The following is a 17,619-nucleotide window of genomic DNA, read 5'->3' as shown; positions in this document are numbered from 1 at the left end:
GAAGGTCATTAGATCTTTTCTCCAATTAAATCATATGCATAGCCATCAACAATCTTTACCTTTACGAAATCACCGGGCTGAAGGTTATCCGGCTGATCGATATACACATTTCCATCAACTTCCGGAGCCTGGAAAGATGCACGTCCTTTTGCCTGGATATTCCCGTCACCGGTATCAATAAGTTCCTCGACAAGGACTTCCGTTTCAGTGCCAATCAGATTTTCATTGTTTTCTTCAGAAATGCCAGCCTGAATAGACATTAATTCATGATAACGGGATTCCTTAACCTCTTCAGGAATCTGGTCTGCCATTCTTGCAGCCGGTGTGCCTTCCTGCGGCGAGAACATGAAAGCACCCATATCATCAAATTTTACTTCCTTGATGAAATCGCAAAGTTCCTGGAAATCCTGATCTGTTTCTCCAGGGAAGCCGACCATCAAAGTAGTCCTGACTGTCATGCGCGGAGAAGATGAACGTATCTTTGACAACAAATTCCTGATACTTTCAGTTGAATCCTTGCGGTTCATGCGTTTCAGCACATTATTGCTTATATGCTGCAATGGAATATCAACATATTTGCAGATTTTTGGTTCAGTCAGAATGATCTGCAAAAGTTCATCATCAAAATAAGTCGGGTAAAGGTAGAAAAGTCTTATCCATTTTACGCCTTCAATCTTTACAAGCTCTTTTAAAAGCTTGGCAAGACTTGCCGGTTCACTCAAATCTCTTCCGTAGCAGCTTAAGTCCTGTGCTATTAAATTGAACTCTCTTACGCCATCAGCAGCCAGTCTTCTGACTTCATGCACAATAGATGCGACGGGGCGGCTTCTCATGGGGCCGCGAACATATGGGATATAGCAGAATGTGCATCCGTTGCTGCATCCTTCTGCAATTTTCACATAAGCAGAATATTTTGGAGTCAATATTTCTCTCGGCATGGACTCTTCATTATTGCAGGGTTTCATGTTGAACTTGAAAACATTTTCCCCTTGTTCAGCATAGGATTCCTTTAATGCTTCGGAAATAAGCTGCCATGATTCGGTTCCGATGAAAATATCCACTTCCGGCAGTTCAGCACTGAGGCTCTTCTTGTATTGCTGTGCAAGACAGCCTGCTACAACCAATTTTTCGCAAATTCCCGACTTCTTATATTCGGCTGCCTGCAAAATTGTCTGTATGGATTCTTCTTTGGCTGCATCAATAAACGTACAGGTATTGACAAGAATAACTTGTGCATCATCCAGATCATCTACCATCTTATAGCCATCTTTTTCAAGAATGCCTACCATCATTTCCGTATCAACGAGATTCTTAGAGCAGCCTAAGCTTACAACTCCTAAAGTTTTAACTGTCAATTATTTGTTCCTCCAAAACGAATTTTGTCAGCCCATTGGTTGAGCAAATCCTTTTTCCCTTCATCAAAATACATCTTCTTCAAATCCCAGAAGCGAAGATCGCCGCCAATAACGTCCGGCTTCATATCTTCATCATTAACATAAACATAATAATATTGATTCTGTTCCATTATCTTCTTGTATCCTTCCGGATTAAGCAGCCATTCTATGAATTGCCTGCCCCGGTCCGGATTGAGACTGCTTTTTGAAAGACCTGCCCCATAAAGATACCATGGAGAACCATCTTCCGGGTAAATAATAGTAACGGGCATGTTCTCATTTCTTGTACGAAGCGTTTCATTAAGCCCCGAGATACCAATATCGCATTTTCCCATGGCAGCCATTCTTGAAGGGGTAGACAGATACTTGCCGTACTGAACCACATGCCCCTGCGCCTGGTATAAAAGCTGGAAGGTTTCATTGATACCGAAATGTTCTGCCAGGCACATAAGCAGGTCTTCAGCCATATCTGCAGCAATGAAATCTGTCATTGATAACTGAACCGATTTCCTGGTAAACACCTCTGTCCATGTATAGCTGAATGCAGGATGCTTCAGAAAGAAATCCTTATTGACTGCAAATATAACCGGATCTATCCAGATGCCTGTCCAGTATGAATCATCATCTCGAAAAACATTCAAAGCTGTATCTGTGCGTGATGAAAAATATGGCTCTAACATTTTATTATCTTTCAATTTGACCAGAGTATCCTGGGATGTGATATAGACATCGGGAATTTTATCAGAATCTGAAGAGCCCTGTACCATCTGATTCGAGGTCAAATATACGATATCGAGTTTCATTCCGGTTTCTTTATAAAAAGGCGCATTCAGCGGTTCCAGCATTCCTGACTGCAAATCGGTATATACTACGACTTTTTCCGTAGTATCCGATCTCTGTTTTTTCAGGTTTTCCTGATTTTTTGCATATTGGAAAATGCCCAGAAATGCTGCCCCCGCAAGTATCAGAAACAGGATAACGGAAAGCAGACGCTTCATATTTTTCACCCCGATTCCCAATAAGAATTATATCATACCATCTCCAGCAGCCAATTACTAATAGCAATCCGCAGCAATAGAGCTATTGTTGTTCTTCATCCTTCGAATTTTCCATATTCATAAACATTTCAGATACTTTATCTTTAGTCACCAGGATCTCACGCGGCTTGGCGCCTTCCGCAGGTCCGACGATTCCCATTTTTTCCATGGAATCCATAAGCCGGCCTGCACGCGTGTATCCGATACGGAATCTTCTCTGAAGGGCAGATACCGATGCACGTTTGGTGTCCAGAACCCATTCGGAAGCCTCTTGAAGCAGATCATCCATCATATCTTCCGCATTTGCCTCAGGCGAAGATTTTTCAGGAATGGACAAATCAATCGGCTCATATTTTACAGGCTCAGATTCCTGCTTCAGGCACTCGTTCTTCACATAATTGACAACGTTCTCAACTTCTTCATCGGAAATGAAAGCTCCCTGGATTCTCACAAGGTTGAGTGCGCCTGCGCGTTTAAACAACATATCACCTTCCCCGAGTAATGATTCAGCGCCCCCTTCATCAAGGATGATTCTGGAGTTCAGATTGGATTCAACCATAAAGGAAATTCTGCTTGGAATATTAGACTTGATAACCCCTGTAATGACATCTGCAGACGGGCGCTGCGTTGCAAGTATCAGATGGATTCCGGCCGCTCTCGCTTTTTGTGTAAGTCTCTGGATCAGAACTTCAACTTCTTTGGCCGCCACATTCATCAAATCAGCAAATTCATCGACTATGATCAGAATATAAGGCATCTTCTTATCAGGATTCAGATTATTATAGCCTTCAATATTCCTGACTTTACTGCCGGCGAAAAGCTGATATCTCGATTCCATTTCACGCACGGCCCAATTCAGGGTTCCCTGTGCTTTCTTCATGTCCGTAACAACTTCCGTACGCAGATGCGGAATTCCATTATAGACACTGAGTTCAACGACCTTTGGATCGATCAGCATTAATTTCACGTCGCTTGGCTTGCTCTTATAAATAATACTCGTGATGATGGAATTAATGCATACGCTCTTGCCGCTTCCTGTAGAACCCGCAATCAACAGATGCGGCATCTTTGACAAATCGGTAACAACTGGTTTTCCCGTGATATCTTTCCCTAAGGCGACCAGAATATGTCCCTTCCCCTTTTGGAATTCATCACTTGCAAGAACATCCCTGAGCGGTACAGGGATAATTTTGCTGTTTGGTATCTCTATTCCAACTGCTGACTTACCTGGAATTGGCGCCTCAATGCGGATATGCGTGGCTGCAAGTGCCATAGCAAGTTCATTTGACAAACCTTCGATTTTGCTGACTCTTACACCGATTTCCGGTTTGAGTTCAAATCTTGTGACAGTCGGCCCGACACTTGCATTTATTACTTTTGCACCCACTCCAAAGCTTGCCAGCGTAGATTCAATGATTTTGGCCTTATGCTGGATATCATCCTGTTTGGCATGCACCGGACCATCCGTATGCAGCAAAGACAGCGGCGGGAATACATATTCCTGAGCAGCCGGTTCATCCGTATTCTTTTGATCAGAACTGCTGATGGCTTTTGCCTTATCCGGAAGCTGCTCACCGGCATTCAATCCATTGCCTGGTTTTTGATTCTCCGCAGCATCAGATTCCTGACTTTCTTGTCCTGCGGACGCTTCTTCAGCTTCCTCTTCTGTTTCTGCAGGCTCTATCGGACTTTTCCCGAAAGGCGTATTTTCTTCATCTGCAGGCTTCAAATCAGAACCATTTTGTTCAGCTTGTACTTCAGAATTGCTTTCTTCGGAATTAAGCAGTTCTGCAATATCGTCTGGTATAGACTCGTCAGCTTTATCTGAAAGATCTCCGTTCTTTTCTTCATCATCTGGTGTTTCATTTCCTGGTTTCTTGTAAATGAATTCACCCCTGCTTTCTTCCAGAGGTTCCAGTCTGGCAGCAGATTTCTCTGCATTGATCTGTGCCCTTTTCAGTTTCCAGTAAGAGGCAGCATCTTCCAGCTTCTGCTCTGTTTTCAAGCCTATTTTCTGTGCTTTCACGCCCACCTTCCTGGCTCCATTGGATACCGACCATTGTGTCAGGAGTAAAATATCAATCACTATGGCTCCGACAAGAATGATAGACGTACCCATTTCCCCGACCGAGATATGAAGCGCCCAGGAAATGGCAGAGCCAATGGCACCGCCATACTCAAGGAGATTCGAAATACCAAATTCCTCTCCCATCGGCACAAAGAAATGATGAATCAGCGACAGACATAAGCAAAATAAAACCCCAAAGTAGTAAAAATACCGGTTTGAATGAAATGGCTTTGCTGTTAAGACATAATAACCCCCCATGAATATGATCACGAGAACAGATAAAAAAGCTCCCATGCCAAATAAGAAATGGAGTCCATTATTTGCCCAGCTCCCGAGGATCCCTGTATTGTAATCAGCCAGGCTCACAAAAGAAAAGACACCAAAAAGAAGCATTATAATTCCGGTTATCTCGTAATTTCTATTATTTTGTTTTAACTGTACATCTTTCTTTTTCTGAGTTTTATTTCGCATAATAGAAAAAATCCGCTCCTAATCATTATTTGTTTTTCCGTCTAAAATTGTTCCATCTGCTTTCAAGCGAAGACTCCATACCGTTCTTTCCCGGTGAATAATAAACATGCCCCTTAAGTTCGCTGGGCATATATTCCTGCTCCACCCATCCGCCAAAATCATGTGGATATAAATATCCATTGCCATGACCTAATTTCGAGGCGCCCGCATAATGAGCATCTCTCAGATAATCAGGAATCGACCAGTCGGACCTTTTCCCTGCCTCTGCAGAAGCTGCCATGATCCCCATAACAGCACTGTTGCTCTTAGGCGCAAGACATATGTATAAAACAGCTTCTGCCAAAGGAATCTGTGCCTCTGGAAATCCAACAAATTCAGCCGCTTTCGCAGCTTCTACTGCAACGGTCAATGCATTGGGATCGGCCAGACCCACATCTTCAGCAGCACAGATGATGATCCTTCTTGAAATGAATGAAGGTTTCTCCCCGCTGTTGATCATTCTTGCCAGATAATGGAGTGCCGCATCCGGATCACTGCCGCGCATGCTTTTTATAAAGGCTGAGACAACATCGTAATGATAATCCCCGTTCTTATCATAGTTGAGTATCTTTTCGCCCGCCAGGTCCTTAAGTTCCTTTTCTGTAAGCGTTCCGTTGTCCTCAAGAAGTGCCGTTGCCTGCTCTAATAAGTTGAGCGCTGCACGTGAATCCCCTGAAGCATAGGAAGCTACCATTTTTAATATGGGTTTTGAAACATGGTATCCATGTTTTCCAAGTCCCCGCTCCCTGTCATTGAGTGCCCGTTCAAGTATTTCAACAATGCTTTCCTCAGCCAGTGCCTTTAAGCGGATCAGTCTTAGTCTTGATAAAAGCGGTGCATTGATCTCAAAATAAGGATTTTCGGTCGTAGCGCCGATTAATATAAACGTGCCATCCTCAACATATGGCAGTAGAATATCCTGCTGTCCTTTATTGAAACGATGAATTTCATCGACGAAAACAATAGTGCGTCTCTGATAAAACTGAAGCTCATCCTTCGCGCTTTTGGCCAGATCCCTGATTTCCTTTATGCCGCTGGCAGTCGCATTCAATTTCACAAACTTGCTTTTAGTTATATTGGCTATAACTGTAGCAATCGTGGTCTTTCCGCACCCGGGAGGTCCAAATAGCAGAATGGAAGGAACCATGTCCTTTTGAATCATCTTAGCTAGAAATGAGTTTGGACCGACAGCAAGCTCCTGTCCTACGACATCAGACAGCTTCTTAGGCCGCATCCTCTCTGCGAGAGGTGCAAATTTCATGTGGTCATTCTGGTCTAGATCAAATAGTGAATCCATTATAATGCCTCAACATTCAAGACTGTTCATACCGTTAACGAAAGGAAGTTAAAACATCCATTCGTGAGAAAACATCTGTTTAGTATAGTATGCCATTATTGAGAGTAAAATGCAAAATAAAAATACCGCCAAGATAATCTTGGCGGTATTAGTATCCATACCCCACCATGTCGTTAATTGCCGTATTTTGAGTCTGCATAATTGCAGGTGGGTGTTCTCTTGAAGAGTTTCATCTGTCCCCCAAAAGGGGCGTAGACTATTTCCATCCAAATCCGAACTCCCTAGGTAAAGGTGTTGGTTCAAAATATAAAGCTGCACGTGCACAGCAGGGTTCTTTACTTACATATAGTTTAACAAATCATCTGTGATTTTACAAGATGAGCACATTCAGTCTTAATCGTTTTCAAAAAGATCTTTTTCTTTATCTTTCTTCGTTTCAACTTTAATGTGCAGTTCTTTCAGCTGCTTGTCAGCGACATAAGATGGAGCCTGTGTCAATGGATCAATAGCGCTCTGTGTCTTCGGGAATGCAATTACATCACGGATAGATTCCAGATGAAGCATCAGCATAACGAGTCTGTCAAGGCCAAGTGCAATGCCTGCATGCGGCGGTGCACCGTACTTGAATGCATCAAGAAGGAATCCGAATTTCTGCTGAGCTTCTTCTTCGGTGATTCCAATTGCCTTAAATACCTTCTCCTGCAGATCTTCCTGATAAATACGGAGGCTTCCGCCACCGGCTTCGACACCGTTAAGAACCATGTCGTAAGCTTTTGCATATACCTTGGACGGATCAGTGGAGAGATACTGGATATCTTCATCACGCGGTGCAGTGAAAGGATGATGTTCTGCTACATATCTATGTTCTTCTTCGCTGTATTCAAACATCGGGAAATCTGTAACCCAGCGGAAGCAGAATTCATTCGGATCTATCAGATTCATTCTGCGACCCATTTCAAGGCGCAGTCCGCCCAAAGCCTGAGCTACTACCTTCGGCTTATCAGCAATAATAAGAATCAAATCGCCAAGTTCTGCTTCGCAGGCCTTGCCAATTTCCCTGATCTTTTCTTCGCCGAGGAATTTGGTAATCTGGCATTTCAGGCTGCCGTCGTTATTGAATCCGATCCATGCAAGGCCCTTTGCGCCATATCTGCCAACATAATCGACAAGTCCATCCAATTCACGGCGCGGAATGCCTGCATAGCCCTTAACGTTAATAGCTTTGACTACGCCGCCATTATCGAGAACAGAACGGAATACCTTGAATCCTGTATCGACCAATAAAGAGGATACATCATAAAAATGCATATCAAATCTCAGATCCGGTTTATCAGATCCATAAAGATTCATTGCATCATCCCATTTAATACGTTTAAACGGAATCTGGATATCAATGTCTAAAACATTCTTGAAAACCGTCTGCATCATATGTTCCATCAGATCAAGGATGAAGTCCTGATCTTCAAAGGAAAGTTCCATATCCAGCTGAGTGAATTCCGGCTGTCTGTCAGCGCGCAGATCTTCATCTCTGAAGCAGCGTGCAACCTGGAAATATCTTTCAAATCCAGACACCATCAGAAGCTGTTTGAAGAGCTGTGGTGACTGAGGAAGTGCATAGAACTTGCCTAAGTTGACACGGCTCGGAACCAGATAGTCACGTGCACCTTCCGGTGTGCTCTTTGTAAGCATCGGGGTCTCAATTTCAAGGAAGTCATTCTTGTCAAGGAATGTTCTCATTTCATGAACAATCTTATGACGCATGATTAGGTTCTTCTGCATTTCCGGACGTCTTAAATCAATGTATCTGTACTTCAGACGAACGTTTTCATCTACATCGATTCCATCCTCAACATAGAATGGAGGAGTCTTGGATTTATTCAAAATGCGAAGTTCAGTTACTACAACCTCAACTTTGCCCGTTTTCATCTTCGGGTTGATTGTATCTTCGCTCCTTGCTCTTACTTTTCCCTTAATTGCAAGAACATATTCACTGCGTACGGATTCCGCCTTATGAAAAGCTTCCTCACCATACTGTGGACTCATGACCAGCTGTACAATCCCGCTGCGATCACGAAGATCAATAAAGATCAATCCGCCATGATCTCTTCGTGTATTAACCCATCCAGCTAATATAAGTTCTTTGCCATAGTCAAGTTCTGTTACATGACCGCATCCGCAGGATCGATGCATACCTGCCATTGTTTCCATATTCAAACACCTCTCCATTAATAATATATAAATGATGGCTTAGGCCAGATTTATCAATTGTTTTTCAAAGCTGAAAGGATATATTCAGCAACATTGTCGAAAGGAACCTGTTTTTGTTCCCCATTATTCATGTTTTTAACGGTTGCAGCTTTTTCTTCCAATTCATTGCTGCCAATGATAATGGCAAAATCAGCTTTTGATTTGCCTGCCTGCTTCATCTGTCCCTTCAGGCTCTTGTCCTGAAGATCCATTTCCGCAATCACTCCTTCAGAGCGGAGCAGATGCTGGATTTTTATTCCTTCAATAACTGCATCCTGGCCTAAAGAAGCAATATAAACTTTATGTGCACTTTGAGGCGCAGGAATCAGGTTCTGCATTTCCAGAGCGAGCAGCAGTCTTTCAAGGCCGATGGCGAATCCGATTCCAGGAGTGGACGGCCCGCCCATTTCTTCAACCAGCCCATCATATCTGCCTCCGCCGCAAACAGCGCTCTGGGCGCCAAGAGGCGGATACTGAATTTCAAAAGCGGTGTTGGTATAATAATCCAATCCCCTGACAAGCTTGGGGTCCACCGTATAATTGATTCCTAAAGCAGTCAGATACTTTTTGACCGCTTCAAATTTGGTATTGCAGTCTTCACAAAGATAATCGGTAATAACAGGAGCTCCAACAGATGCGGCCTTGCAGCCTTCTTCCTTGCAGTCTAATATGCGGAGCGGATTCTTCAGAAGCCTCTCTTTGCAGTCAGCACATAACTGATCGACTTTAGGCATGAAGAAATCAATTAACTTCTGCCTGTATGCAGGACGGCAATTCTTATCCCCGATTGAATTTATATGAAGATCAAGGTCTTTTAATCCAAGCTTATGGAATATTTCACAAGCCATGGAAATAACTTCAGCATCAGCCAGCGGAGAAGATGCGCCCAGTACTTCCAGTCCAAATTGATGGAATTCTCTGTATCTCCCTGCCTGCGGCCTGTCATATCTGAACATTGAGCCAATATAAAACATCTTATGGACCTGCTGATCAGCATACAGTTTATGTTCCAGGAATGCACGGACTGCAGAAGCTGTATTTTCAGGCCTCAGTGTTACAGATCTGTTGCCTCTGTCAAGAAATGTGTACATCTCTTTAGATACGACATCAGTTGAGTCTCCAATTCCACGCTGAAAAAGTTCAGTCGCTTCAATGATAGGTGTTCTAATCTCTTTGTATCCATAGCGAGCACATACATCTCGTATAACGCTTTCCATATAATCCCATTTATACACTTCACTGGGTAAAATGTCATGGGTTCCTTTTAACGCCTGCATCTTTGCACGACACCTCTTTAAAATATTACGAAAATATTACGACTAAGATCTATTCGTTAGAGATTAACATTTGAATTGTATCATTTTCTACACTTCATTGGCAAATCTTAACTGCTCATTAAGCAGTTATCCTTTATTATTATTTGCCTTTTTTATGCAATCCTTGCAATAGCCATAAAATTTCAACTGGTAATCTACTATATTAAAACCATTTTCTTTCTGTATTTTATCTTTGACATCATTCAGGAAATCATACGAAAATTCTACAACTTTTCCGCATCCCAGACAAATCAGATGATGATGGGAATGCGTAATAGTTTTATCGTTCAATTCATACCGGCTTCTGCCGTCACCAAAGTCCAGTTTCTTGAGCAATTCCAAAGACGTAAACAGTTCCAGAGAACGATATACAGTTGCCAAACCAATCGCAGGATTTTCTTCATGTACGATTTCATACACGTCCTCAGCACTCATATGATTTTCTTTGCTGTCCAGAAACGCCTGAAGCACAATCTTTCTCTGGGTCGTGAATTTATACTGATGCTCTTTTATTTTCTTCTTAAGCGTGCTCATTACGGTTGCTTTTTTCATAACCTGTCTCCTACCTCATCGTTCTGTATCTATCATAGAACCACATATGCCGCAGCAAAACCTGAAGTACTGCAACAAGAGGAACCGATATCATCATTCCAACAACACCGAATAAATGCCCACCCACAAGCACACCGGCGATGATAGCGACTGGATGTACATCAATAATGCTGCCCATTAATTTCGGCATTACAAAGTGTCCGTCAAGCTGCTGAACAATGATATAAAAAATTATAACCTGGAACATGACTCCCGTCCCCTGCAGAAGTCCGAGGAGCACCGGGGGTACCGCTCCAATAATTGGGCCTATCAGCGGAATCATTTCAACAATTCCGGCAAGGAAACCAATCACAAGCGGGTACGGTATGTTCATAGACCACATGCCAAGGAAAACAACGATGGACATCAATATAGAAAGAAGGAGTTGCCCCCTTATATACGCATTCAGCACAAAATGGATTTCTCTGAATAATTGTGTCAGGTGCGCATGATATCTATCAGGAAATATACCGATGAAAGAAGTAATAAAAGCTCCTCCCTTTTTCATCATATAAAATGTGACAAATGGTACGACGATCAGTTCAATAATCGTGCTTGCAAAACTGAAAATCGCGGAAAGGCTGAATTGTGCAAGCTTTAATGTGTATTCCCCTACATCCTGAACAAATCTTGATATCAGATTTTTTGCCTCTGGCGGTAGTAAATCCAATTGATACTGACGCTCGATTTCCGGTATGGCAAGCTGTGCCGTATCAAGCATTCCCGGAACACTTTTTATAAATTCCCTGAATTCCTTGATGAACGGAACAAACACATGGACGGCAATAAGATATATGACTGCAACAAAAACCGCAAATGATATCAGGATAGCTGCATCGTAGGGAAAGCGTTTAATTCCTAAGCGCCCTGCTCCTTTATAAATAAAACGGGCTAGAGGCGTCAAAAGAATAGTAATAATTAAAGAAGTGATGAACGGGAATAAAACTATAGGTGCTTTAATTATTAAAACGCAAAACATGGCTACAATAACAACACGAAGCCAGAACTCAGCGCCCCACCTCATTTAATATCCCTCCTGAAAAAAAGGATTGCTTTCTTTTTCATGGCCTACTGTTGTTATCTCGCCATGCCCCGAAAGCACGCGGACCGAATCGGGCAGTTGGAACAGGTTTTGCCTGATATTTGTCAATAATTCTTTCAAATTACCGCCGGGGAAATCAGTTCGTCCAATGGAACCCTGAAACAGCGAGTCCCCGGTAAAAACAATTCCCTCATTTTTCAGATAGAAGGAAATCCCCCCTGGCGTATGGCCGGCTGTATCAAGCACTGTAAATTCCAGCCCGCAGGTTCTGATTATATCTTTGTCTTTGACCCATACATCTGCAGGTTTGCAGACAATAGGTTCCGCCAGAAAATCCGATAAATTCATATGCGGATCACGGAGAAGCTCCTCATCTCTCTTATCCATGTAAAACTTGGCATCAGGAAAAGCTTCCCGCAGCTGATTCAACCCTGCCAGATGATCCACATGTGCATGCGTCAGGAGAATGGATTCCAAGGTTATTTTCTTGTCATTCAATTCGCTGATATATTTATCTGGTGAAAAAGAGGGGTCTATTACAACACCATGTAAAGTTTTTTCATCATAAACAATATATGTGTTTGTCGCAAACGGCCCAAGAGTCATATATTCAATTTTCACTGATATTCTCCTTTCAAAGGAATATTAGAAATTCCTTTTGCTGTCTAGGAGAATCGTAACAGGTCCGTCGTTCTCCAGATTGATTTTCATATAGGTCTGAAACTCTCCCGTCTTGACATGCACTCCGGAATCTCTGCACCTCTCCACGAGCAGATTATATAATTCATTGGCACGTTCCGGAGCTTCTGCTTCAAAGAAACTGGGACGTCTCCCTTTTCTCATATCACCATATAAAGTGAACTGCGATACAATGGCAAGCTCCCCATTCACATCTTTGAGAGAAAGATTCATTTTCTGGTTTTCATCTTCAAAGACTCTCATATTCATAACTTTATCGGCAATATAATTTACATCATTATCATTATCTTCTTTACCGACCCCAAGAAGAACGACAAGCCCCTTTCCTGTTTCGGAGACTTCTCCGTTTTCAAGAGTGATTTTGCACCAATTGCACCGTTGTACGACTGCTCTCATAATTCAGGCCTCTCCCTGCTGTGCTGATCTCATACGGCGTACAGAATGAACTCCCTTGATTCGTCTGACTTTCGTCATAATGTAATCAAGCTGCTGGAGATCCTTGATCTGGATTCCAAGATTCATTACAGCCATACCGTTATTTTCTACTTTTACATTGGCAGAAGAAACTGACAGCTTCATTTCGGTCAGTGCCGCCAGAATATCTGCCATCAAACCTGTACGGTCATAACTGATAACTTCAATGGTTACAAGGAAAACACCGCCAGACTGATCTTCCCAGGAAACATCGATCATCCGGTCCTTGTCAGGGAAATTGACTGCATTCGGGCAGTCCACGCAATGTACAGATACGCCCCTTCCTCTTGTAACAAAACCTACTATGTTATCACCAGGTACCGGATTGCAGCACTTGGCCAGATGTACGACAAGACCTTCTTCCCCTTTTACGAGAATGCCGCTGTTAGATCTGGTCTTTACGCTGCGCATTTTCAGATTTTCAAGATCTTTTGCCGTTTTCTGGGCTATGTTCTTCTGGGCATTCAGTTCTTTTTTGTATACTTCGGCAAGCTTGAGTATGACGCTCTTGGATGGGATTCCGCCATATCCTACCGATGCAAGAAGATCCTCTTCCGTAATATTATTGAAAGTCTTGGCAATATCTTCAAGCCTGTTCTTCTGTGTCAGTTTCTTCCATTCATACCCAAGACAGTCTGCTTCCTGGATCAGAAGCTCCTGGCCGCGAGCAATATTCTCCGGTTTGTTTTCTTTCTTGAACCAGCTCCTGATTTTAGCTTTACTGTCAGCTGCCCCGACCATATTGATCCAGTCATAACTCGGTTTTCCCGTCTTTGATGTTATGATCGAAACAATATCGCCATTCTTGAGTTTTGTATCGAGAGGGACAATCTTATTATTTATTTTTGCCCCTACGCACCTGTTGCCGACCTCTGTATGAATCCTGTATGCGAAATCGATCGGGATTGACCCTTTAGGCAGATTGATGACATCACCTTTAGGTGTGAATACGAATACCTCATCCGAAAATACATCGAGTTTCAATGCATTCATGAACTCTTTCGGATTACTGGTATCCTGCCATTCGAGAATCCTGCGGAGCCAGCTGATTTTCGTATCAAAGTCCTTTGACCCGGCCTGCTTCCCTTCCTTATAGCGCCAGTGGGCTGCTACACCATATTCAGAAATATGATGCATTTCCCATGTCCTTATCTGGATTTCAACAGGCTGTCCCTTGGTGCCGATGACTGTTGTATGGAGGGACTGATACATATTAGGCTTAGGAACAGCTATATAATCTTTGAACCTGTTAGGCAGCGGTTTCCAAAGCGTATGTACGATTCCCAAGATGGCATAACACTGCGGAATCGTGTCGACAATAACCCTGACTGCATACAGATCATAAATCTGGGATAAGTCCTTGCCATCCCTCTTCATTTTCTTATATATGCTGTAAAAATGCTTCGGCCTTCCCGTTATTGTTGCCTGGATTCCGGCCTTCTCTATGTTTTCGTGAAGGACTCTCATCGTATCATTGACGATTTCTTCACGGGCTTTCCTCTTCTGTTTCATCTGGCGGACAAGATCATAATATTCATCCGGATGCAGATAATGGAAGCACAGATCTTCCAGTTCCCATTTGATATTGTAAATCCCAAGACGGTGAGCCAGAGGAGCATATATTTCTATCGTTTCTCTTGCTATGCGCTGCTGCTTATCCTTGCGGAATACTCCAAGTGTACGCATGTTGTGAAGTCTGTCAGCCAGTTTTATAACGACAACCCTGATATCCTTAGCCATCGCCAGGAACATTTTCCTGAAGTTTTCCAGCTGCTGATCTTCCTTATCCTTGTAATGGAATTGAGAAAGTTTCGTGACACCGTCTACAAGAAACGCAACTTCATCTCCGAAGAGCATTTTTATATCATCGAGTGTGTAATCCGTATCTTCCAATACATCATGAAGGAGCGCCGCAATGATTCCCTGCGTATCAATTTCCAGTTCAGACAGAATATATGCGACTGCAAGAGGATGGACGATATAAGGTTCTCCCGTAGCCCGGATCTGTCCGCTGTGCGCTTTGTCCGCAAGTTCATATGCCTCCCTGATGGCTTCAAGGCTTTTTTTGTCAGTAATATACGTCTTGACCTTATCAATCAGCTTCTGATACTCTGCTTCCTTTTCTCCGGCGAAATCTCTCTTTTCATGCTGCTTTTGTACATATTCATCCTGATGAATCAGGAACTCTGCCAGAGTCGAGGCAGACGCATCTGTATGTATCGTCTCTTCATTCAGGTTCTTATTGAAGACTGCCGCTTTGGTATTAACGTTCTTGCTGACCGGAGTGCGTGCCTTCTCTTGCTCCGTCACTGCCTGCGTTCCGTCTTTTTCGATATTTTTATCCATAATATCCTCTCCTTAGCGCATATGCCTTCTGTATACCGAAGATGAGAGCAAATCCATCTTTCTATTTACCATCTGGAACTGATAGAATTCTTCACCATTGAAATTATATCTGGATATTAACCGCAATTCTTCAAATACCGCCAGCGCTATATCAATATCAGCGGCATCGAATTGGGTCCCTTCTGAAAGGAACCGCTTAACGTCTTCTGCCGGACGGGGTTCTTTTAGTATACTCCTGATTTTGCGATACACGTCCGCCAGAAAATCCCTTGTTATTATCCTTTTCTTGTCTACCCGTATATCTTTGCAGATGAGCTGGACGTGTTCACCATACCATTCATGAATTTCCGGCTCAAAAACTATATCAATATTGTCTCCGGCTCTGCATGGCTGCGGTTCCCCGGCTCCCCAGAATATAGCATCAATAAGATCGGAATTTTTCCCCAGCTGACATTTGAAATGCCGCTTATCCGCACCGATGTATCTGGCGGTCTCAACAAAAATGTTATTCGAAGCAAACAGAGGCTTGGGGTTGTCGCATCCGCAGGGTTCCAGTAAGTCTAATGACTTAACGAAATCTACCGTTAATTTTTCTACCGGAATGACTTCCTCAATATCCAAAACTGGTATGCAGTCTTCTTCCGTCAGATGTTCCCTTGCATACTCATTCATCTGCTTCCTGAACTCTTCTATGTTTTCAGCCTTGATAGAAAAGCCGGCTGCCATTTTATGGCCTCCGAATTGAATCAGAAGGTCAGACTGCGCAGCAAGGGCTTCATAAATATTAAATGCAGGTATGCTTCTGCAGGAACCTTTACCAATCCCGTCATTAACAGTAATCACCAGAACCGGGCGGTGGAGTTCATCCAGGATACGGGAAGCTACAATTCCGATAACGCCCGGATGCCAATTAGGACCGTCTACAACGATGGCCATGTCCTTTTCAATGCCTAATTGTTTTATGCGCTCTTCAGCCTGCGTGCAGATGTCTTTTTCTATTTCCCGCCTCGTGACGTTTGTGCTGCACAGCCTTTCCGCAAGCTGCTGTGCTTCCTGCGTCGAATCTGTAATCATGAGTTCGACACCTTCTTTGGCATGCGATATTCTTCCGGCTGCATTGAGGCGTGGCGCAAGACCAAAAGAAATCTGATCCGCATGAGTAATACTTTGTGTCGTATCCTTTATAAGTCCGGCAGCCTGGATTAGAGCAAAAAGTCCTTTTACCGGGGTTGACAAGAACCTTTTCATGCCTTCTTTAACTATAATCCGATTCTCCCCTGTCAGGGATACTACATCGGCTATAGTGCCAAGAGCGGCCAGCTCTATATTATCTGTATAACTGACTCCATATTTTTTCAGCATGAGTCCTCTGCACAGAGTAAATGCGACGCCGCATCCTGCCAATTCTTTATATGGATAGCCGCAGTCAGACTGGTGAGGATTCAAAACTGCAATGCACTGCGGAAGATTTTCCGGAGGTGTGTGATGATCGGTAACTATGATATCTATCTTTCCCTGAAATTCCTTGATCAGGTCAGCCGAGCTGATCCCGCAGTCCACTGTAATTAACAGCTTAAAGCCATCATTGGCTAATTTTTCGACAGCTTTCGCGTTGAGTCCGTATCCTTCAGATTCCCTATGCGGGATATAAAAGCCGACATCGGCCCTCAGGCTCTTAAGTCCCCGGTAAAGAATTGATGTCGAGGTGATCCCGTCCACATCATAATCACCATAAATAACGATTTTTTCTTTACCATCTATCGCACGCAAAATCCTGTCGACTGCTTCGGGCATTCCCTTCATCAGGAATGGATCTCCCAGATCTGCAGCAGAATCAAATAGATAATGTGATAACTTAGACTCATCATCTATCCCGCGATTCATCAGTATCTTAGCTAATTCTTCAGTTATATTATATTTTTTGAAAAATTCAGGCACTCCTGTTTCCGTCTTATTTAAGGAATTTAGAAAATGCCATTTGTATTTATCCGTATTCATATGATTTCCTCAGTTCAAGTATATTCTTTTTTATTCTATCACCTTTTATTCTCAATTTCTATTTTTTATTATCATTCTCAAAATTAAAAAGGCATAATAAAAGACCCCGCTTCCCCCGGGGTCCTTCATTGATAAGCTTATTCTATTATTCCCAAGCTTCCTTCATGATGTTCTTGTATTCCTGTGTCAGATGGTCAACAATAACATCAAGGACAACGCGTACGATGTCAGCATCAAAGCTTTCATTTGTACTCGGCAGGCATGCATCAAGGAACAAGGAACCATCTTCAGCTGCCACATACTTGAAAACTTTATAGCTCCTGTTCAGATTGTTGATGTATTCCAGGAATTTTGCCTTATTTCCTTCCTTTACAAGTCCGCTTCCTACCTGGACACGGATAATCGTGTAAATCGTGTTATCGGTAATGATTCCTACAGGGATTGTCTGGCCTTCAACTTTAATGTTAGACTGGAAAACAACAGTGCCTGCTTCATCATGAAGTTCATTCTTATTGAAGAAATTCATGTTCTTTTCCTGTGTATACTGTTCAAATTTGCCAGCTTTTCCGTTCACTCTGATTTCTTCTGCCATTTATAATC

General features: G+C 42.9%; 13 protein-coding genes and 1 other RNA gene. All 14 read right to left on the bottom strand.

Translation table 11 applies throughout. The annotated features are described in order from the left end of the window. Positions 1-8: 8 nt before the first annotated feature. Positions 9-1,355, bottom strand: a complete 1,347-nt coding sequence (gene rimO, locus OIM03_06045) for a 30S ribosomal protein S12 methylthiotransferase RimO (GenBank protein HJI73835.1) — start codon at positions 1,353-1,355, stop codon at positions 9-11. Then, positions 1,352-2,392: an extracellular solute-binding protein gene (locus tag OIM03_06040; protein HJI73834.1), complete on the bottom strand. Its 1,041-nt coding sequence runs from the start codon at positions 2,390-2,392 to the stop codon at positions 1,352-1,354. The genes rimO and OIM03_06040 overlap by 4 nt, the downstream gene beginning before the upstream one ends. 82 nt (positions 2,393-2,474) lie before the next feature. Beyond that, positions 2,475-4,970 carry a DNA translocase FtsK gene (locus tag OIM03_06035; protein ID HJI73833.1) on the bottom strand — a complete coding sequence of 832 codons (2,496 nt, stop codon included), beginning with the start codon at positions 4,968-4,970 and terminating at the stop codon, positions 2,475-2,477. 25 nt (positions 4,971-4,995) lie between these two features. Next, positions 4,996-6,270 (bottom strand): replication-associated recombination protein A, encoded by a 1,275-nt coding sequence (locus tag OIM03_06030; protein HJI73832.1) that lies wholly within the window; start codon positions 6,268-6,270, stop codon positions 4,996-4,998. 191 nt (positions 6,271-6,461) lie between these two features. Beyond that, a non-coding RNA gene (ssrS, locus tag OIM03_06025) (6S RNA) lies at positions 6,462-6,641 on the bottom strand. Between the two features lie 58 nt (positions 6,642-6,699). Further along, positions 6,700-8,514 (bottom strand): aspartate--tRNA ligase, encoded by a 1,815-nt coding sequence (gene aspS / locus OIM03_06020; protein HJI73831.1) that lies wholly within the window; start codon positions 8,512-8,514, stop codon positions 6,700-6,702. Positions 8,515-8,567: 53 nt separating this feature from the next. Beyond that, complete coding sequence (gene hisS, locus OIM03_06015) at positions 8,568-9,830, bottom strand: histidine--tRNA ligase (protein ID HJI73830.1); 1,263 nt, start codon at positions 9,828-9,830, stop codon at positions 8,568-8,570. A gap of 126 nt (positions 9,831-9,956) precedes the next feature. Next, entirely contained in the window at positions 9,957-10,421 is a 465-nt protein-coding gene (locus OIM03_06010) for a transcriptional repressor (GenBank protein ID HJI73829.1), read from the bottom strand. A gap of 10 nt (positions 10,422-10,431) precedes the next feature. Beyond that, positions 10,432-11,484, bottom strand: a complete 1,053-nt coding sequence (locus OIM03_06005) for an AI-2E family transporter (GenBank protein HJI73828.1) — start codon at positions 11,482-11,484, stop codon at positions 10,432-10,434. Then, the gene (locus tag OIM03_06000; protein HJI73827.1) at positions 11,485-12,123 is read right to left on the bottom strand and encodes an MBL fold metallo-hydrolase; all 639 of its coding nucleotides are present in this window, start codon (positions 12,121-12,123) and stop codon (positions 11,485-11,487) included. A 24-nt stretch (positions 12,124-12,147) separates the two neighbouring features. Beyond that, positions 12,148-12,597, bottom strand: a complete 450-nt coding sequence (gene dtd, locus OIM03_05995) for a D-aminoacyl-tRNA deacylase (GenBank protein ID HJI73826.1) — start codon at positions 12,595-12,597, stop codon at positions 12,148-12,150. 3 nt (positions 12,598-12,600) lie between these two features. After that, positions 12,601-15,021 carry a bifunctional (p)ppGpp synthetase/guanosine-3',5'-bis(diphosphate) 3'-pyrophosphohydrolase gene (locus OIM03_05990; GenBank protein ID HJI73825.1) on the bottom strand — a complete coding sequence of 807 codons (2,421 nt, stop codon included), beginning with the start codon at positions 15,019-15,021 and terminating at the stop codon, positions 12,601-12,603. A gap of 12 nt (positions 15,022-15,033) precedes the next feature. After that, a complete protein-coding gene (gene recJ, locus OIM03_05985; GenBank protein ID HJI73824.1) occupies positions 15,034-17,019 on the bottom strand; it encodes a single-stranded-DNA-specific exonuclease RecJ in 1,986 nt (661 codons plus the stop codon). Positions 17,020-17,164: 145 nt separating this feature from the next. Then, entirely contained in the window at positions 17,165-17,611 is a 447-nt protein-coding gene (locus tag OIM03_05980; protein ID HJI73823.1) for a histidine kinase, read from the bottom strand. Between the last annotated feature and the right edge of the window lie 8 nt (positions 17,612-17,619).

The sequence above is a fragment of the Veillonellaceae bacterium genome, from assembly GCA_025992895.1.
Lineage (GTDB): Bacteria > Bacillota > Negativicutes > Veillonellales > Dialisteraceae > Dialister.
Note: the sequence above shows the minus strand (reverse complement) of the source record. Positions and strands in the feature narration are given on the sequence as shown.